The following is a 16,283-nucleotide window of genomic DNA, read 5'->3' on the forward strand; positions in this document are numbered from 1 at the left end:
CGCGCACGCGGGCGCGCGTCAGCACGGCGACAGCGTGAAGCTATGCCGGGAAACACCCGCGTAGCAAGCCCACGGACCCGGATCAACCAACCCCGTGGGAACAGCCCGTGATGGCATGTCAAGAAAACGGCGCGCTCGCGCCTCTGCTGCGGTGAACGGCCCCGCGCCACTCCTGGCGCGCTCGACGGCCGTACGACAGGAGGAGGTTGACCGTGGAGCTGGCAGGCATCGCGCTCCTGGTGGCCGGGGCCCTGATCCCCGGCGTCACCAAGCTGCTCGACAGCGTGGCCTATCGCAACCGCGCCCGGGGCAGGGCCGTCATCATCCGGGCGAGGGGCGGCCGGACACGGGGGAGGGGCCATGGGTGAGCCGGAGGCGGATGCCGACACGGCGGTGCCGGGCGGGACACCGGCGAAGCGGGCGGCGCCGGTGCTGGCCGCGGGGCCCGTGACGCCCGTGAGCACCGCGGCGCCCGTGACGGCGCACACGCTGGGGCTGCTGTACGAGCGGCACCGCGGGGAGATGACCGGCCTGGCGCGCCGCCTGCTCGCCGAGGAGGGCGTGCCGCGGAGCGCCGCCGACGCCGACGACGTCGTCAACACCGCCTTCGCCAGAGCCCTGCGCGACCCGGGGCGCGTACGCGAGCCGCGCGCCTACCTCTTCCGGCTGCTGCGCACCGAGGTCGCCCATCTGGCCCGGCGCCGCGCCGCCCACCACCGGCTCGAACAGCGGCGTCTGGCCGACCCGCTGCGCTGCGACGCGCCGCCTCCGGCGGACCTGGAGCGCCTGGTCGTCGACCGGGAGGCGGTGCACCGGGCCCTGCGCGAACTGCCCGCGCAGCAGCGCACGGCGGTGTGGGCGACCAAGGCCCTGGACTACACCCAGGCGGAGACCGCGCAGGCCATGCGGAAGAGGCCGGGGACCGTCGCCACCCACGTGGCGCGCGCGGTGGCGGCGCTGCAGACCTGGCTCACCGCGGCGCTCGTCGCCGCCGTCATCGGCCTGGCCGCGCTGATCCGCGACGCGCTGGTCCGCGGGACGGCGGCGGACGGGGGCACGGCACCGGCGGGCAACGGAACCGGGGGCGTGGTGGGCGCGGTGGCGGTACCCGCGCTGCTGCTCGCGGTCGCGGTCGCTTTCGCGGCCGTCGCGGTGGGCCTCGGCGTACGGTCCACGGCCCGTCGTCGGCGCAGTCCGTCGCGGTCGTCCCGGCGGCGCCGTGTGAGAAGGGTGGAGCTCATCAGGACCATCGTGTACTGCCCTGGCTGTGATGCCGACACCGTGCACGAGCCGCCGACATCCCCGGAAGGGGACTTCCTCCTGAGGTGTCTGGGGCGGGACAGCATTGTGGAGTTCCTGGTCTGCCGGGCCTCGGAGTGCGGGAATGTGCGCACCGTGTTCAACGAGAAGCCCTTCCCGGTGCCCCTGAGAATTCCTGAACTCCTCGCACATTCCGCTTCGCTGCGCAAGTGAGCGCGGTGGTACGGGCAGCATGGTGCGTCCGGAGTGCACCACGGAGTGCGCCCGTGAAGGACGGAGTGCACCCGTGAAGGCGCGCCGCCCGGAAGGGAATTCCGTGCGGCGCGCCCTGCGCGGTTCAGGCGCCGGGCCCGCGTCAGCCGTGCACGCTGCTCGCCTTGTTGTTGAACCGGCCGAGGGAGGCGTAGCGGTCGCCCTCTTCGAAGCGGCGCTGCTTGCCGTCGCCGTTGCGGCCGTCGGCCAGATAGGCGCGGTCCTTGAGCGGCCAGGGGTCGTCCTGCCGGTTCTGCGCCGACGAGGCCCTGTTGCTGAACCCGTAGGGAGCCAGGTTGTGCCATCGCTCTTCGTTGAACTTGAGCATGCGGCCCCTGAAGTTCGTGCCGTCCCAGATGCAGAACCAGCCCGGCTTGCACTTCTTGCGGGCGGCGGCCTCGGCCTTCTGCGTGGCGGTGGCCGCCGTCCCGGCGTCCCAGCAGGTGACCTTCCCGGCGGCGCCGACCTCGCAGACGTCGGCGCCCTCCCAGGACGTGCCCAGGTCGACGGACCTGCCGTCGAGCGTCGCCACGGCACCGCGCGGCGCCCTGTCCGGCCGCGCCTCCTGGGCGTTGGCCGACGCGGTGAGCGCGCCGAGGCCCAGTGCCCCCGTGACGATCACGGCAACGGCCGTCACCTGTGTCTTCGCGTATGTGCGCATGCTTTCTCCCCGTACGTGAACTGTGCTGGTGAACCTGGTGTTCAGCGCTCGTTTATGCGCACTTCATATCCTGGGAGGACCGCCGGTCGTGGGGCCAGCAGTTTGCCCTCAGGTGAAAACCCGCACGTGAAAAGCCGCACGGGACAAGCCGCACGTGAAAAACCGCACGCGAGAACCCACACCTGAAGACCCACACGTGAAATCCCACAGGCCGGGCGCTATCAGGGGAAACAGTTCCATGGCACTGCGCATTCACTTCACCGCGGACGACCTCGCGCGCACCGTCGTGCGCGCGTCACCGGACAGCATGTGGGAGTTGGTGAACAGCCTGCACGTTCTTCAGTCACGCCGTCCGGCCGCCGTGTACCGGCCCTGGCTGCGGCACGCCCGAGGGCGCCTCGCGGCGGGGGACTTCCGGCGCGCGCTGCGGCTCCTGACGACGCTGGTGCCGCCGCGCGGCGGCTTCCCCGACTTCCTCACCCCGGCGGACACGGACTGCTTCGACACCTCCCTCGCCCTGATCCGGGCCGTTCCGGCGGCCCGGCTCGAACGGGACCTCGCCGCGGTGTTCCGGCGGCGCGCCGCGCCGCCGTGGGTGCGCAGGCTCGCCGGGGGCGAGCGGCAGGTGCGCCAGGAGCTGGGGTACGCGCTGACGGCGTACCACCGGGAGTTCCTCGCGCCGTACTGGCCGCGGGTCGACGAGTGCGTGCACGGCGAACGCTCCCGGCGGGGCCGGGACATCCTCGACGGCGGCGTCGAACAGCTGCTGAGGCAGCGGGGGTTGTGCGGCCGCTGGGACCCGCCGACGCTGACCTGCGGCTACCCCCGCGACCGCGATCTGTGCCTGGAAGGGCGGGGCATCACGCTGATCCCCTCGTACTTCTGCACGCGGTACCCCGTCACGTTCATCGACCCGGGCCTCCCGCCCCTCCTGGTGTACCCCGCGACTCACGAGGCCCGGCCCGCCGCGCCGCGCGCGGCCCTGACCGATGTGCTCGGGCGGACCCGCGCCGTCATCCTGTGCGCGCTCGACCCGCCGTGCTCGACCAGTGAACTCGCCTTGCGCGCGGGGGTGTCCATCGGAAGCGCCAGCAAGCACGCCACCAAGCTCCGCGACGCCGGGCTGATCACCAGCAGCCGCCACGGCGGCACCATGCGGCACACCCTGACCCGGCTCGGCAGCGACCTCGCCCACGGCCCAGGCCCCCGGGCCCGCCATCCGGCCCCGGCGACCGAGGTCTAGCGCACCCGCCGCACCGGCTCTAGCGCACCTGCCGGACTGCGACGGCGTTGTACGGGGTCGTGGGCGTGGGCACGTCCGTGAACCGGGAGTTGGGCAGGTAGAGCCGGTCGCCGTACGCCGCGACGGTGGTGGGGACGCGGAAGCGGGGGTCGGTGATGCGCGCGACCGCCGTGCCGCGCAGGCCCGTACGGTCCAGGTGGAACACGTCGACGGCGTTCTGCACCTGCTGGACCACGTACAGCGTGCGGCCGAGGGTGAGGGCGCCGTCGCCGTCGGGGAACCTGCTGGTGCCGAGGTCGACGCGCCGGGCGTCGCCGGTGCGCGGGTCGACGCGGTAGAGGCTGCCGCCGTGGGCGTGGACGTTGACCACGAGCAGCGCCCGGCCGTCGGGCGTGCGCGCCAGACCGTTGGTGGTGAAGCCGTCGGCGGGGGCCTGCACCCACTCGCCCGTCAGCGGCAGCGTGACCACCTCGCGGGCGGCGGGCAGTTCGCCGCGCGGGCCCAGGGGCAGGCCGTACAGCTGCTGCTGGGTGGAGTCGGTGAACCAGGCGGCCCGGGGCGTGAGGACCACGTCGTTCACCACGGTGGCGGGCCCGCCGACCTCGTACGTGGCCAGGACGCGGCCGCCGCGGCCGTCGACGACGCGGAGCTGGCGGTAGCCGCCACCGGCGATGAACAGCCGCCCGCGGGCATCGCTCTTGAGGCCGACGCTGATCGCGTCCGTCCCGGTGTCGATGGTCTCGCCGCGCCCGGTGACGAGGCTCGCGCGGTACAGGGAACCGCCGCCGAGCGAGCCGAACCAGGCGATGGGCCCGGGGCCGATGGCGATCCCCTCGGGCCGGAAGCCGTCCGGCAGCGGGAATTCCGTGGGCCATGGGCGGCGTGCGGGCCCGGCGTGCGCCGTGCTCGCCAGCGGGCCGAGCGCGGTGAGCCCGGTGAGCCCGGTGAGCCCGGTGAGCGCGCCGAGGGCGGCACCGGAGCGCAGGACCGTTCGACGGGAGGGGGAGGTTCCGTGGACGGGGTCGGTCACGGGGTCGGTCATGGTGCACGTCCTTCCGAGAGGCGGGCGTCCGGGACGGGGCCGACGGGTTCACCGCATCACAGCCCGCGGCCCCCGGGCGCACCGACTGGATTTCTGGCCGGATGGCGACGGGGAGAGGAAGCGCAGAAGGGCCTACTGGGCCTGTGGCCTGCCGGAACGTACGGTGAGGGCGGTTGCGGAGCATGGCCGGAAACACGCGTAGGCTTCGGGGCGCGAGCCGGGTCGGCCGCCGAACGTCCTTGTGTACTCCCAGGGGGAACTCCATGCCCAGCACCACTGGTGCGCCGCGTCAGCGTGCCCGCGGACCGATCGTGACCACCGCGGTCGCGGCTGCCGCGCTCCTCGCCGCGGCGGGTTGCGGCACCGCCACCGAAGGCGCCGACAAGGGGCGCGCACCGGCTGCGGCGAAGCGTCCCACCGGCGGAGCCTCCACGGCCAAGGGCGAAGGGCCGCGCGCCGAGGCCACGGGCGAAGGACCCCACGGCACGGCCGAGGGCGCAGGGCCGGGGAGCGCCGGGACGGCCCGCCTCGTGGGCCGGGCCCTCGACGCCACGTTCGCCCAGAAGTACTTCACCGCGATCCGGGTAACCGAGTCCGACGGGACGACCGTCCTGCGTAACGCCGTGCACGACGGCAGGGCGGAGTGCGACGTCCGCGCCCGCAAGGGCGAGGGCACGCTCGACTTCGTCGTCACCGCGTCCGCGCTCTACTCGCGGGGCAGCAAGGAGGCCCTGAGCCTGTCGCCCCGGGCCGCCCAGGAGCCGACGCGCGTCGCGGTGATGGCCGACCGGTGGGTGCGGCGGAACTCCGCCACCTACGAGGTCATGCGCGCCATGTGCCAGGCGAAGACCCAGCGGACGTGGCTGGAGGAGCGCATGCCGTCCCCGGCGAACTCGCCGGTGCGAAGCCGGTACGGCGCCCGGCGGTGCTGCACGGGAGGGCCGCCACCCGGATCACGTACGAACTGGGCGGGGAGACGGTGACGTTCCACATCGCCGCCGAGGGCACCCCGTACCTCCTGAAGGTCACGAACCCGGCGAAGGACCTCGACGAGACCTTCCGCGACCACGGCAGGCCGTTCCGCGTGGCGGCGCCGCGAGGAGCGGTGACGGAGCCGGAGATGGCGCGGGAGGTCGCCGCGGCCGAACCTGATGCGTGAACTCAGGGCAGGCTAACCTAAGTTGGCGTGAGGGAGGGTTCCACGGGCCACGGCCAAGGAGGGCGCATGGGGAGCCTCAGCGGCAGGATCGCGCTGGTCACCGACGGCAGCAGGGGCATCGGGCGGGTCATCGCCGAACGCCTGGCACGGGACGGCGCCCTGGTCGCCGTGCACTACGGGGGTGACGAGGCCGCGGCCAAGGAGACCGCCGCGGCCATCGCCGAAGCCGGTGGCTGCGCGTTCCTCGTGGGTGCCGAACTGGGCTCTCCCGGCGGCGTGGACGCGCTCACCGCCGCACTGGTCGCGGGCCTGCGCGCCTACGGGGAGTCCGCGCTCGACGTCCTGGTGCACCACGCGGCGCTCCCCGTCGTGGGGCGGCCCGTCGAGGCGGTCACCGCGGAGGAGTTCGACGAGACGGTGGCCGCCCACATCGGGCTGCCGCTCCTCCTCACCCAGCGGCTGCTGCCGCGACTGCGCGACGGCGGCCGGATCATCCACGTCTCGTCAGGAGCCGGAGCCAGAGCCGGAACGGCGTCCGAAGCCGAGGGCATCGCCCAGGCGTTGACCAAAGCCGCGCTCGACGCGTTCAGCCACGCGCTGCGCCGACACCTGGGCCCCCGCGGCATCACCGTCAACTCCCTCGTGGTGGGCCGCCCCGGCCTTCACACGTGGCTCGCCCCCGGCACGGGCCTCGCCCCCGGCGCCCAGACGGCCTCCGACGCGGTGGCCTACCTCGCCTCCGACGCCGCCCACTGGCTCACCGGCGCCAGGGTCGACGTGCCCGGCGTCCTCGGCCCGTAGCGCTCGGCGGGCAGGGGCGCACGGCGTTGGCCCCCGCGCCGTGGGAGGGTTCGGGACGGTCGCGTGCTCAGGCCCCAGCGGCGTCGTCGGGTCCGAAGCCGGGCCCGTCGGCGGACAGCAGGTGCGCGGCGGCGCCGTCCAGGGCCCTGGCCATCTCGACGGAGCGCGGCAGCATGGTCTTCTCGTAGGCGCGTACGGCGTCTTCGACGGTGGCGGCGCTGGTGAGGGCGAGGGCGAGTTCACTGGCGTCGAGCAGGGCGAGGTTGACCCCGACGCCGAGCGGCGGCATGAGGTGGGCGGCGTCGCCGAGCAGGGTGACCGTCGGGTCGTGCTCCCAGGTGTGCGGGACCGGCAGGGCGTGGATCGGGCGGTCGACGTAGGGGCCCTCGTTGTCGGTGATCATCCGGCGCAGGCGGGGCGACCAGTGGGCGTACTCGTCGAGGAGCCGGGCGCGGACGGCGCCGGTGTCGTCGGCGGTCAGGCCGCTCGCGCCGAGCCAGTCGGCCGGGACGCGCCGGACGAGGTAGACGCGGATGCGGTCGCCGCTGTCGCGCTGGGCGAACATGCCCCGGTCGCCGTCGGCCGCGGCGGCGCTGCCCGGGCCGACCAGCGCGGCTATCTCGGGGTGGCGCCGGTCGACGTCGGAGAACCACGCCTCCAGGAAGCTCACTCCGGTGTACGCGGGCCGGGCCGGGGACAGGGCCGGGCGCACCCGCGAGAAGGCGCCGTCGGCGCCGATGACCAGGTCGGCCTCGACGCTGGTGCCGTCGGTGAAGTGCAGCCGCCGCGGGCCGCCGGGGGCGCCGTCGACCCGGTCGAGGGCGCGGCCCCAGCGCACCGTTCCCGGCAGGAGCGAGTCGAGCAGCAGGTCGCGCAGGTGGCCGCGGTTGATCTCCGGCTTGAACAGCGCGTCGGCGTCCGGAACGTGCCGGAAGGCGAGGCTGCCGGACGGGTCCCACTGGCGCATCTCCTGGCCCTCGGGCCGGGCCCGGCGCAGGAACCCGTCGAGCAGCCCGGCGGCGCGCAGGGCCAGCTGCCCGCTGTCGGCGTGCAGGTCGAGGGTGCCGCCCTGGTCGCGGGCGTCGGGGCCCGCGTCGCGCTCGTGGACGGTCACCGCCAGGCCGTGTCGCTGGAGCACGCGGGCGCAGGTCAGCCCGCCGGGTCCGGCGCCGACGACGCTGATCCGGGCGCGGGCGGGTGCGGGAGAGCCGCCGACGCCGCCCTCGAACTGTTCCTGGCGCGCGGCTACGACCAGGTGAGCATCCGGGAGGTCGCGGACGCCGCCGACGTGTCGACCACCACGGTGTTCAAGCACTTCAGCGGCAAGGAGGCGCTGGTCTTCGACCAGGACGCGGACCGGGAGGCGGCGCTGGTCGCCGCCGTGCGGGAGCGGGCCGCCGGGCAGAGCGTCCTCGACGCCCTGCGGCAGCACGCCCTGGACACCTTGCCGTCGATCGCGGCGCACCCGCGGCGCGCCGGGTTCGTCGACCTCGTGGAATCCACCCCCGCGCTGCGCGCCTACGCCGAACGCATGTGGACCCGGCACACCGAAAGCCTCGGCGCCGCCATCGCCGACGAGTTCGGCGCCGCCCACGACGACCTGTGCTGCGTGGCGCTCGCCCGCTTCGTCCTCGAAGTCCCCTCCCTCACTCGCGGCCGAGACGACGTCCGGGCCGCCGTCGAGGCGGTCTTCGACCTGCTCGCACACGGCTGGCAGCCACCGGGCCGGTCGTCGGCGCCCCGCGACTCCTAGGCCGTTCCGTCCCGGTCCTGGGCCGTTCCGCCTCGGTCCTAGGCCGTTCCGCCCCGGTTCGCCGGACCCGGGCCGCGCGGAGTGAGCGGCGGCCGATGAGTTCCTGCATGATCACCGGTCAGAGGTGGTGGTGGGTGCGCGAGCGGCCGTGTGTGGTCGCGATCCGCGCCGACCGCCCCCGCCGAGAGCCGAACACCAGACAGACACCGAGGAACCAGGATGCGCACTCTCATCAGCACCGCCTTCGTCTCGCTCGACGGCGTCGTGGAGGCCCCGGGCGGCGAGCCCGGCTACCGGAACGCCGGGTGGACCTTCAAGGACATCGAGTTCCTTCCCGAGGCGTTCGAGATCAAGGGCCGCGAGCAGCAGGAGGCCACGGCGATGCTCCTGGGCCGCGTCAGCTACGAGTCGTTCAGCCCGGTGTGGCCCGACATGGAGGACTTCGCCGACTACAAGGACATGCCGAAGTACGTCGTCTCCACCACCCTCACCGAGGACGACCTGGTGACGAACTGGGGCGAGACGACGATCCTGCGCTCCCTCGACGACGTCGCCGCGCTCAAGCGGACCGAGGGCGGCCCCGTGATCGTCCACGGCAGCGCCTCGCTGAACCGGGCCCTGTCGGACGCCGGTCTGATCGACCGCTACCACCTGCTCGTCTTCCCGCTGCTGCTCGGCGCGGGCAAGCGGCTCTTCAGCACCACGGACAAGGACGCGCAGAAGCTGAAGCTGGTCGAGCACGAGGTCTACGCCAACGGCATCCAGAAGAACGTGTTCGACGTCGTCCGCTGAGCCGCGCTCGACCCGGGCGAGCGGGGGCGCGTCCCCTCCGCCGCCGGGGCGCCGCCGCTGCCGCCTGCGCCCCGCCAGCGGGCCCGGTCGAGGCGCCGTACCCGGCGGGCCCGTCCGCGTTCACGCGGCCCCCGCCTACGTCGACGGCGAGCGGACCTCCGGCGCCTCCGGCACATAGAGGCCGAGCGTGCGCGTGATCTGGCGCAGCAGGGCGCGCAGCTCGTCCTGCTGCGCCGAGGTGAGCCCGGCGAGGGCGCGGTCCTCGACGTGCCTGGCCGCCTCCTGTGCCCGCTCGACCAGGTCCAGCCCCTCCGGAGTGATGCGGACCTCCAGGATCCGGCCGTGGGTGGGGTGCGGGGCACGGGTCACCAGGCCGCGCGCGAGCAGCGACGAGACCGCGGCCGACATGGACTGCGCGGTGACACCCGCCCGGTGCCCCAGCTCGGCCCCCGAGAGTCCGCCGGGGTCCTCCAGGCCGAGCTGGGCGAGGGCCGCGAACTGCGCGTGGGTCAGGGAGAACTGACGCAGCGTCCGCTCCAGGTCCTGGGACAGCGCGTTGCTGACCATGCGCATCATGTACGGCAGTCGCTGCCCGTAGTCCCTGACCATCCGTGCCGCACCCTCTCTCCGAGCCGCCGAGATCACCACAGGCTACCGGGTCACATCTTCCTTACCTTATAAGGCACCTGATACGTTGCCTGAGATGTTCACGGCGGACCGCCCGACCGTCCAGCCGCCGAACTGCCCAGTCGCCCAGCTGCCCAGCCCCCTGGCCGTGCGCCCTCGCGCGGAGCCGACCCGCCCGCCCTGACCGCCTCGCCCGCCCCGACCGTCCGAGGAAGGACGACCATGCCCTTACGGATGCTCCCGCCCGCCGAGACCGCCGTCCTGCTGATCGACCATCAGGACGGCACCATGAGCTGGGTCGGTTCGATCGACCGCGCCGTGATGAAGGCCAACGCGCTCGCCCTCGCCAAGGCGGCCAGGGCCCTCGGCATGCCGCTGGTCCTGACCTCGTCCCTGGAGGACCAGGCGCAGGGCCCGCTGGCCGACGAGTTCGGCGAGGTCGCCCCGGAGGAGTACGCCGCGCGCGTCCGCCGCACCGGCGTCGTCAACGCCATGGACGACCCCGCCTTCGCCGCCGCCGTCGCCGCGACGGGGCGACGGAACCTGATCGTCGCGGGCGTGACCAACGACGTGTGCACCGTGTACCCCACGCTCTCCGCGCTCGACGAGGGCCATGCGGTGTACGTCGTCGCGGACGCGGGCGGCTCCACCACCAGGACCGCCGACGACGTGGCGCTGCGCCTCATGGAGCGGGCGGGCGCGGTGATCACCTCGACGAACATGATCCTCACCGGCCTCGCCCGGAACTGGACGAGCCCGGCCGGGCAAGCGCTCATCCCGATCGTCGGCGAACTCATCCCCGCGTGATCAGGAGCCCCCGCTCCAGCACGCACAGGCGCACCCCGCGTGATCAGGAGACCCCCATGAGCATGGCCTACCTGGCCCAGGCCGACCAGCACCAGCGGTTGGAGTGGCTGTCCGGCGGCACCCTGTCCCTGCTGCTCGACGGCGCCGCCACCGACGGCCAGTTGACCGTGGGCCGCTTCGCCGTCGAGAAGGGCGAGGCCCCGCCGTTCCACCTGCACACCCGCGAGGACGAGGTGTTCCTGCTGCTCGGCGGCTCGGCCCTGGTCTGGTACGGAGACGAGGAGTACGAACTGGGGGAGGGCGGCGTGGTCTATCTGCCGCGCGGCGTCCCGCACGCGTACCGCATCACGTCCGACCGCGCCGACCTGCTGATGATCTGCACCCCCGCCGGAATCGAGGGCATGTTCCGGCACGCGGGCCGCGACCGCTCCGAGCCCCGCCCGGTCGGCTTCGCGATCGACCCGGACCTCCTCGCCGAGGCCGCCGACCGCTACGGCCAGGTCGTCGTCGGCCCGCCGCGCTGAGTACTCCGCCCGCCACCCGCAGGGGCGCGCTGGCGCACCGCCCCTTCCCGGACGCCGCCGCCCTGTGGGATGGTCCAGACCTGACCGGAACCGAACGCCCGCCGCTGCCCGCCCTGTCGGCCGAGGCGCCGCGTCACCCCGAGGTGGCCCGCACGCCTTCACGAGATGCGCACATTATCGGCCGGTTCATCCATGTATCAGCCAACTCGTCACGGAATACGTCCTTCTCGTTGTCCTCCCGCGCGGGTCCGGACAGTCTTTCTTCAGCCAGCGGGGCGCGGACCCCGGTGGCCCCCTGACACGAGGGAGGGCTCAACGTCATGTCCCTGCGCAAGATGTTCGCCACCGCGGCCGTGGGCGCCGCCGTCGCCGCGGGCGGCCTGCTGGCCGCTCCGGCGGTCCAGGCCGCCGAGGCGGCCCCCGCGGCCCCCGCTGCCTCCGTGGCCGGTCCGACGGCCTGGATCCCCTGGGGCACGTACGCGGACCTGTCGAGCTGTGTCCACGCGGGCCAGTGGGCGGTCCAGAACGCGGGCGCGTCCAACTACACCTGTTCCCGCACCGCCTCCCACCAGTACGAGCTGTACATCTACCGCGTCTGACGCCCGCTCACCGACAGCGCGAAGCGCCCGCGGCCCGGTTCTCCCGGCCGCGGGCGCTTCGCGTGTGCGCCCCCGTCGGGCGGGAGGCTGTGACTTTTTCACCGCGGGGCTCGTCTTAGTCGTTGACCGTGAGTCGGTGAACGGCGCGATCTGCCGCCGTCGTCCGGGAGGGGGTGAGGCCGAAGTGACCACGGTGCCGTAACGGGGCGCTGACGCACAGTCGCCGCCTGTCCGTGGCGTCCGTCACCAGCGAGACCACCGGTGCCGCTCCGATAGCATGATCGGTCGCACGGCGGTCCTTCCCGTCGTTCGCCTTATACCGGAAAAACCGTGCTATCCGGCATGAAAAGTGACCTAATTAATCGAATCTAGTAAATCGGCCAGGCAATTGATATCTAGGGCAACGCGGGTGTTTTCGCGAATAAACTACAGAGCTGCGTTTGCCGCGTGGCGTCAACCGCGGGCGATCCTGTGGACCACGGCAGGCGTGGTGGTCCTCGGGTTCCTCATCGCGCTGGAGGTCGCCGCACGCCGCTACGACGTGCCGGGGCCGATCACCAACCAGGCGCGAGAGCTGATATTCGCCCCCGCGTCGGGCCCGCTGCTCTACGCCAGCATGGCGTTGATGATGGTGGTGCTCACCTGGCGTGAGCGCTTCATCGCCCTGGGTGTCGCGGTCGCCATCGACATTCCGTTCTTCCTCGTGCGGTGGGCGGACGGCGGCAAGCTGACCTTCGGCAACGGCGCCCTCTGGGTGGTCCTCGGCTGCGCGGTCATGGCTCTCACGCGCCGCACCGGCCGGGAGCGGGCCGTGCTCCTGAAGGGCATCGGCCTCGCCGTGCTCCTGGTCGCCGGGCGCAAGACCGGCGACGCCTGGCTGCTCATCACGTCGAAGACCCGCCCGAAGGTGCTCGACCCGTACCTGGCCACCGCCGACCACGCGCTCGGCAACCCGTCGTGGCTGATGGGCCGCGTCATCAGGGCCACCGGACCGATCGGCTCCAACCTGCTGGACTTCGTGTACGTCCAGCTCGCGGTGGCCGCGGTCGTCGTCGCGCTCTACCAGCTGCGCAACGTGGCGGCCGAGCGGGCCTTCCCCCGCCACCACCTGGTGCGCACGTTCTTGGTGATCGGCCTGCTCGGCCCCGGCATCTACATGATCTTCCCGGTGGTCGGGCCCATCTTCGCCTACGGCACCGGCGCCTTCGGCACCGGCGGCGAGCACTGGGCGATCGCCAACGTGTGGCCGGACACCCCGCCGACCATCGGCAGCCCGCACCCGGTCCTGTACGACGAGATCACCCCGCGCAACTGCATGCCGAGCCTGCACACCGCCTGGGCCACCGCGATCTTCATCCACACCCGCAGGGCCCCGCAGGTGCTGCGCTACGCGGGCACGTTCTGGCTGATCGCCACGCTCACCGCCACGCTGGGCTTCGGCTACCACTACGGCGTGGACCTCGTCGCCGGTGTGGTGTTCACGCTGACGATCGAGGCGGCGCTGCGCTCGCACACGCGCGGCTGGGACAGCTCGGGAGCGCGGTTCGTCGCCTACGGCGCGACGGTCTTCGCTGCGCTCCTGGTGTCGTACCGCTTCCTGCCGGTGCAGATGGCCACTTATCCGTGGCTGTTCGGCCCCCTGCTCCTGCTGGCGATGGGCTCGGTGATCTACGGCTACGTACGGACCACCCGGCAGTGGGAGCCGAAGGCCGCGCCGGTGCCGAGAGCGGAACCGCAGGCCGAACTGGTCTGAGCCCGCAGCGGCGGGCCACCACGGGCCGAGCGCCCCGGACCCACCCGTCCGGGGCGCGCTCGGCCCGTGGTCGTTGTCGGCCCGGCCCGCGCCGGGGCGGGCGCCTCCCGGCCGGTCCTCAGGCCCCGCGGACCCCGCCCGGGGAGCCGGTCCCGCCGGGGAGTCCGAGCAGGTCCAGGAACGCCGTCGCCGCGGGCGTGCGACCGCCGCGGCTCCAGGCGGCGTACTCGACCCGGGCCGGGGCGTCCGCGACCTCGACGGTGGTCACCCCGGGCAGCCGGGCGGCGTACGCGGAGGGGAGCATGGCCACGCCCAGGCCCTGCCCGACGAGGCGGGCCAGGAAGTCCGCGTTGGTCACCTCGAAGGCGACGTCACGGCTGAGCCCGGCGGCCGTGAAGGCCTGGTCGGACTGGACGCGGCCAGCCGTCCTCGCGGGCAGGTCCACGAACACCTCCGACGCCAGCGCGCGCAGGTCGACGGCGCCCGCACCGGCGAGCGGATGGTCCGGCGCCACGACCGCGACGAGCCGGTCACGGGCCAGCTCGCGCGCCTCGACCCCCTCGGGCCGCGCCGTCGTCGGCAGGCCCAGGAACGCCACGTCGAGCACGCCCTCCCCGACCTGCTCGGCCAGCTCCTCGCTGGCGCCCACGCGCAGGCTGATGCGCACGTCCGGATACCGCTGGTGGAAGTCCCGCAGCGCCCCCGGGACGTCGACCGCCGCGACGCTGGGGATCAGCCCCACGGCCAGCCGCCCGCGCACCTCGCCCACGGCCGCGGCGACCTCGGCCGCCGCGCGCTCGGCGGCGTCCAGGCACTGCCGGGCCAGCGGCAGGAACGCCGCACCCGCCGAGGTCAGGCGCACCCTGCGGCTGGTGCGCTCGAAGAGCCGCGCCCCCAACTCCTTCTCCAGGCGCGCGATCTGGTGGCTGAGCGCGGACTGGACGACCAGGCAGCGCTCGGCGGCCCGGGTGAAGCTGTTCGTCTCGGCGACGGCGACGACGTACCGCATCTGCTGAAGCTCCATCCATCCATCGTGAATCACGATCGATGGGGTGACAAGCATGTGTTGGACTCATTGATCGGCGCCGGACGAGACTGCCGTCATGACCAGTCCAGCACTGCGGAGCGGCCCCGCCGGGGCCGCCACCAGCGGCGTGCCCCAAGGGCAGCTGCCGCGCACCCTCCTCACGGCGCTCACGCCCATGGCGTGGGGCACGACCTACCTCGTCACCACCGAACTGCTGCCGCCGGACCACCCGCTGTTCGCCGGTCTCCTGCGGGCGCTGCCCGCGGGTCTGATCGCGCTGGCGCTCACCCGGGCGCTGCCGCGCGGAGCGTGGTGGGGGAAGGCGGCGGCGCTCGGCGTGCTCAACATCGGGCTGCCCTTCCCGCTGCTGTTCCTCGCGGCCGAGCGGCTCCCCGGCGGCGTGGCCGCCACCCTGGCCGCGGCCCAGCCGCTCGTCGTCGCTCTGCTGGCCGTGGTGGTGCTGCGCGAGGCGCTGTCCGCCTGGCGGCTCGGCTGGGGCCTGGTCGGCGTGCTCGGCGTCGGCCTGGTGGTGACCGGCCCCAACGCGGCGTTCGACGGCGTCGGCATCGCCGCGGCCCTCGGCAGCGCGGCGTCCATGGCGCTCGGGGTCACCCTCACCAAGCGCTGGGGGCGGCCCCGCAGGCCGGGCCCGTCACCTTCGCCGCCTGGCAGCTGACCGCCGGAGGCCTCTTCCTGCTGCCCCTCACGTTCCTGGCCGAGGGGGCGCCGCCCGCGATCGACGCGAAGGGCGCGGTCGGCTACCTCTGGATGGGGCTGGTCGGCGGACTGATCTCGTACGCCCTGTGGTTCCGCGGCATCACGACGCTGCCCGTGACGTCCGTGGCGGTGCTCCTGCTGCTTTCCCCGCTGGTCGCCGCCGTACTCGGGGCGGTCGTCCTCGACCAGACGCTCGGCGCGGTCCAACTCGTGGGATTCGCCCTCGCCCTCGCGTCGATCGTCGCGGGCCAGCTACCGGCCCCGACCGCCCGAACCCGAACCCGCACCTGACCCTGCGCCCCCTCCTTCTCCGACCCCATCGACGCATCCACTCATCCACGCATCCATGCATCCACACATCGACTCAACAACTCAACAACTCAACGACTCATCGATGAAAGGACGGTCCATGCCGTACGACAACACCGTTCTGGTCACCGGAGCGACCGGCGGCCAAGGCGGCGCGGTCGCCCGCCGCCTGCTCGACGACGGCTGGCGGGTGCGCGCCCTCGTGCGCGACCCGCACACCCCGGCGGCCCGGGACCTGGGCGCGCTCGGCGCGGAGCTGGTGACCGGCGACCTCGACGACCCGCGGTCGCTGCGCGCGGCGATGCGCGACGCCCACGGCGTGTTCAGCGTGCAGGCGGCCGACCTGACCGCCCCGCACCCCGAGGCCGAGGTGCGCCAGGGCGTGAACGTGGCCGAGGCGGCGGCCGCCGCGGGCGTCGCGCACCTGGTGTACAGCTCCGTCGCCGCCGTCGGCCGCGCGACCGGCGTCGCGCACTTCGCCAGCAAGGCGGCGATCGAGGCGCGCGTCGCCGCCCTCGCGCTGCCCGCGACGGTGCTGCGGCCGGTGTTCTTCATGGAGAACTGGCGGTTCATGGTGCCGGAGCCGCGCGACGGCGAGCGCGTCGGCACGCTCGCGCTCGGCCCGGACACCCCGCTCCAGATGATCGCCCTGGCCGACATCGGCCGGATCGCAGCGGACGCCTTCGCGCGACCGGACGACACCGTCGGGCAGACCGTCGCGATCGCCGGGGACGAGCTGACCATACGTCAGATCGCCGAGGCCCTTACCGAGGCCGACGGCATCCCCACCCGCTTCGAGCACCGGCCGACCGCGCGGGGGCCGTTCGCGGGCGGGGACATGGCGGCCATGTTCACCTGGCTGGAGAAGGAGGGGTACGGAGTCGACGTCGCCGCGCTGCGCGGACGGTACCCGGGGCTGCTGACCTTCCGGGACTGGCTGCGGACGCGGTGACCCCG

18 protein-coding genes and 1 pseudogene are annotated in these 16,283 nt (G+C 73.6%); 14 read left to right on the plus strand and 5 right to left on the minus strand.

Annotated elements, in window-relative coordinates:
• The first annotated feature begins 212 nt into the window (after nucleotides 1-212).
• Nucleotides 213-368, plus strand: coding sequence for a hypothetical protein (locus ACOBQU_RS37040; RefSeq protein WP_423633569.1), 156 nt, complete (start codon nucleotides 213-215; stop codon nucleotides 366-368).
• On the plus strand, nucleotides 361-1,473 hold the full coding sequence (locus tag ACOBQU_RS37045) for a sigma-70 family RNA polymerase sigma factor (protein ID WP_423633571.1): 1,113 nt from the start codon (nucleotides 361-363) through the stop codon (nucleotides 1,471-1,473). Before ACOBQU_RS37040 ends, ACOBQU_RS37045 begins: the two co-directional genes overlap by 8 nt.
• Nucleotides 1,474-1,615: 142 nt before the next feature.
• On the opposite strand, the gene ACOBQU_RS37050 is transcribed toward ACOBQU_RS37045, so the two are convergent.
• Complete coding sequence (locus ACOBQU_RS37050) at nucleotides 1,616-2,173, minus strand: peptidase inhibitor family I36 protein (RefSeq protein ID WP_423633573.1); 558 nt, start codon at nucleotides 2,171-2,173, stop codon at nucleotides 1,616-1,618.
• A 238-nt stretch (nucleotides 2,174-2,411) separates the two neighbouring features.
• On the opposite strand from ACOBQU_RS37050, the gene ACOBQU_RS37055 reads away from it, so the two are divergent.
• The gene (locus ACOBQU_RS37055) at nucleotides 2,412-3,416 is read left to right on the plus strand and encodes an ArsR/SmtB family transcription factor (protein ID WP_423633575.1); all 1,005 of its coding nucleotides are present in this window, start codon (nucleotides 2,412-2,414) and stop codon (nucleotides 3,414-3,416) included.
• 19 nt (nucleotides 3,417-3,435) lie between these two features.
• Here the strand turns inward: ACOBQU_RS37055 and ACOBQU_RS37060 are convergent, their stop codons facing one another.
• Nucleotides 3,436-4,458, minus strand: a complete 1,023-nt coding sequence (locus ACOBQU_RS37060; RefSeq protein WP_423633577.1) for a superoxide dismutase — start codon at nucleotides 4,456-4,458, stop codon at nucleotides 3,436-3,438.
• Between the two features lie 311 nt (nucleotides 4,459-4,769).
• Between ACOBQU_RS37060 and ACOBQU_RS37065 the strand changes: the two genes are divergently transcribed.
• From ACOBQU_RS37065 to ACOBQU_RS37075, 3 genes are all read left to right on the plus strand, one after another.
• Entirely contained in the window at nucleotides 4,770-5,441 is a 672-nt protein-coding gene (locus ACOBQU_RS37065) for a hypothetical protein (RefSeq protein WP_423633579.1), read from the plus strand.
• Nucleotides 5,438-5,617, plus strand: a complete 180-nt coding sequence (locus ACOBQU_RS37070; protein ID WP_423633580.1) for a hypothetical protein — start codon at nucleotides 5,438-5,440, stop codon at nucleotides 5,615-5,617. Before ACOBQU_RS37065 ends, ACOBQU_RS37070 begins: the two co-directional genes overlap by 4 nt.
• Nucleotides 5,618-5,683: 66 nt before the next feature.
• Nucleotides 5,684-6,418: an SDR family oxidoreductase gene (locus ACOBQU_RS37075; RefSeq protein ID WP_423633582.1), complete on the plus strand. Its 735-nt coding sequence runs from the start codon at nucleotides 5,684-5,686 to the stop codon at nucleotides 6,416-6,418.
• 67 nt (nucleotides 6,419-6,485) lie between these two features.
• Here ACOBQU_RS37075 and ACOBQU_RS37080 read toward each other — a convergent pair whose 3' ends face one another.
• Nucleotides 6,486-7,601, minus strand: a complete 1,116-nt coding sequence (locus ACOBQU_RS37080) for an FAD-dependent oxidoreductase (protein ID WP_423634967.1) — start codon at nucleotides 7,599-7,601, stop codon at nucleotides 6,486-6,488.
• On the opposite strand from ACOBQU_RS37080, the gene ACOBQU_RS37085 reads away from it, so the two are divergent.
• Both ACOBQU_RS37085 and ACOBQU_RS37090 read left to right on the plus strand, forming a co-directional pair.
• Complete coding sequence (locus ACOBQU_RS37085) at nucleotides 7,542-8,171, plus strand: TetR/AcrR family transcriptional regulator (protein ID WP_423633584.1); 630 nt, start codon at nucleotides 7,542-7,544, stop codon at nucleotides 8,169-8,171. The two genes, ACOBQU_RS37080 and ACOBQU_RS37085, sit on opposite strands and share 60 nt — an antisense overlap.
• 219 nt (nucleotides 8,172-8,390) lie before the next feature.
• Entirely contained in the window at nucleotides 8,391-8,963 is a 573-nt protein-coding gene (locus ACOBQU_RS37090; protein WP_423633586.1) for a dihydrofolate reductase family protein, read from the plus strand.
• A 135-nt stretch (nucleotides 8,964-9,098) separates the two neighbouring features.
• On the opposite strand, the gene ACOBQU_RS37095 is transcribed toward ACOBQU_RS37090, so the two are convergent.
• Nucleotides 9,099-9,572, minus strand: coding sequence for a MarR family winged helix-turn-helix transcriptional regulator (locus ACOBQU_RS37095; protein ID WP_423633587.1), 474 nt, complete (start codon nucleotides 9,570-9,572; stop codon nucleotides 9,099-9,101).
• A 240-nt stretch (nucleotides 9,573-9,812) separates the two neighbouring features.
• Between ACOBQU_RS37095 and ACOBQU_RS37100 the strand changes: the two genes are divergently transcribed.
• The 4 genes from ACOBQU_RS37100 (at nucleotide 9,813) to ACOBQU_RS37115 (ending at nucleotide 13,273) form a co-directional block, all read left to right on the plus strand.
• Entirely contained in the window at nucleotides 9,813-10,397 is a 585-nt protein-coding gene (locus ACOBQU_RS37100; RefSeq protein WP_423633588.1) for an isochorismatase family protein, read from the plus strand.
• A 56-nt stretch (nucleotides 10,398-10,453) separates the two neighbouring features.
• Nucleotides 10,454-10,921 (plus strand): cupin domain-containing protein, encoded by a 468-nt coding sequence (locus ACOBQU_RS37105; RefSeq protein WP_423633590.1) that lies wholly within the window; start codon nucleotides 10,454-10,456, stop codon nucleotides 10,919-10,921.
• A 320-nt stretch (nucleotides 10,922-11,241) separates the two neighbouring features.
• The gene (locus tag ACOBQU_RS37110; RefSeq protein WP_423633592.1) at nucleotides 11,242-11,520 is read left to right on the plus strand and encodes a hypothetical protein; all 279 of its coding nucleotides are present in this window, start codon (nucleotides 11,242-11,244) and stop codon (nucleotides 11,518-11,520) included.
• Nucleotides 11,521-11,908: 388 nt separating this feature from the next.
• Nucleotides 11,909-13,273 (plus strand): phosphatase PAP2 family protein, encoded by a 1,365-nt coding sequence (locus tag ACOBQU_RS37115; protein WP_423633594.1) that lies wholly within the window; start codon nucleotides 11,909-11,911, stop codon nucleotides 13,271-13,273.
• 118 nt (nucleotides 13,274-13,391) lie between these two features.
• Here ACOBQU_RS37115 and ACOBQU_RS37120 read toward each other — a convergent pair whose 3' ends face one another.
• A complete protein-coding gene (locus ACOBQU_RS37120) occupies nucleotides 13,392-14,297 on the minus strand; it encodes a LysR family transcriptional regulator (RefSeq protein ID WP_423633596.1) in 906 nt (301 codons plus the stop codon).
• Nucleotides 14,298-14,475: 178 nt separating this feature from the next.
• Between ACOBQU_RS37120 and ACOBQU_RS37125 the strand changes: the two are divergent.
• Both ACOBQU_RS37125 and ACOBQU_RS37130 read left to right on the plus strand, forming a co-directional pair.
• Nucleotides 14,476-15,293, plus strand: a pseudogene (locus ACOBQU_RS37125) (EamA family transporter); the annotation flags it as partial.
• 133 nt (nucleotides 15,294-15,426) lie between these two features.
• Nucleotides 15,427-16,278, plus strand: a complete 852-nt coding sequence (locus ACOBQU_RS37130) for an NmrA/HSCARG family protein (RefSeq protein WP_423634969.1) — start codon at nucleotides 15,427-15,429, stop codon at nucleotides 16,276-16,278.
• Nucleotides 16,279-16,283: the final 5 nt, after the last annotated feature.

Source organism: Streptomyces sp. G45 (assembly GCF_049542095.1).
Taxonomy (GTDB): domain Bacteria; phylum Actinomycetota; class Actinomycetes; order Streptomycetales; family Streptomycetaceae; genus Streptomyces.

Bases quoted from the DNA above. Each gene is read 5' to 3' on its own strand.
- ACOBQU_RS37095 (WP_423633587.1), bottom strand. From the start codon at position 9,572: ATGGTCAGGGACTACGGGCAGCGACTGCCGTACATGATGCGCATGGTC.
- ACOBQU_RS37100 (WP_423633588.1), top strand. From the start codon at position 9,813: ATGCCCTTACGGATGCTCCCGCCCGCCGAGACCGCCGTCCTGCTGATC.
- ACOBQU_RS37055 (WP_423633575.1), top strand. From the start codon at position 2,412: ATGGCACTGCGCATTCACTTCACCGCGGACGACCTCGCGCGCACCGTC.
- ACOBQU_RS37045 (WP_423633571.1), top strand. From the start codon at position 361: ATGGGTGAGCCGGAGGCGGATGCCGACACGGCGGTGCCGGGCGGGACA.
- ACOBQU_RS37130 (WP_423634969.1), top strand. From the start codon at position 15,427: ATGCCGTACGACAACACCGTTCTGGTCACCGGAGCGACCGGCGGCCAA.
- ACOBQU_RS37050 (WP_423633573.1), bottom strand. From the start codon at position 2,173: ATGCGCACATACGCGAAGACACAGGTGACGGCCGTTGCCGTGATCGTC.
- ACOBQU_RS37105 (WP_423633590.1), top strand. From the start codon at position 10,454: ATGAGCATGGCCTACCTGGCCCAGGCCGACCAGCACCAGCGGTTGGAG.
- ACOBQU_RS37110 (WP_423633592.1), top strand. From the start codon at position 11,242: ATGTCCCTGCGCAAGATGTTCGCCACCGCGGCCGTGGGCGCCGCCGTC.
- ACOBQU_RS37120 (WP_423633596.1), bottom strand. From the start codon at position 14,297: ATGGAGCTTCAGCAGATGCGGTACGTCGTCGCCGTCGCCGAGACGAAC.
- ACOBQU_RS37090 (WP_423633586.1), top strand. From the start codon at position 8,391: ATGCGCACTCTCATCAGCACCGCCTTCGTCTCGCTCGACGGCGTCGTG.
- ACOBQU_RS37060 (WP_423633577.1), bottom strand. From the start codon at position 4,458: ATGACCGACCCCGTGACCGACCCCGTCCACGGAACCTCCCCCTCCCGT.
- ACOBQU_RS37075 (WP_423633582.1), top strand. From the start codon at position 5,684: ATGGGGAGCCTCAGCGGCAGGATCGCGCTGGTCACCGACGGCAGCAGG.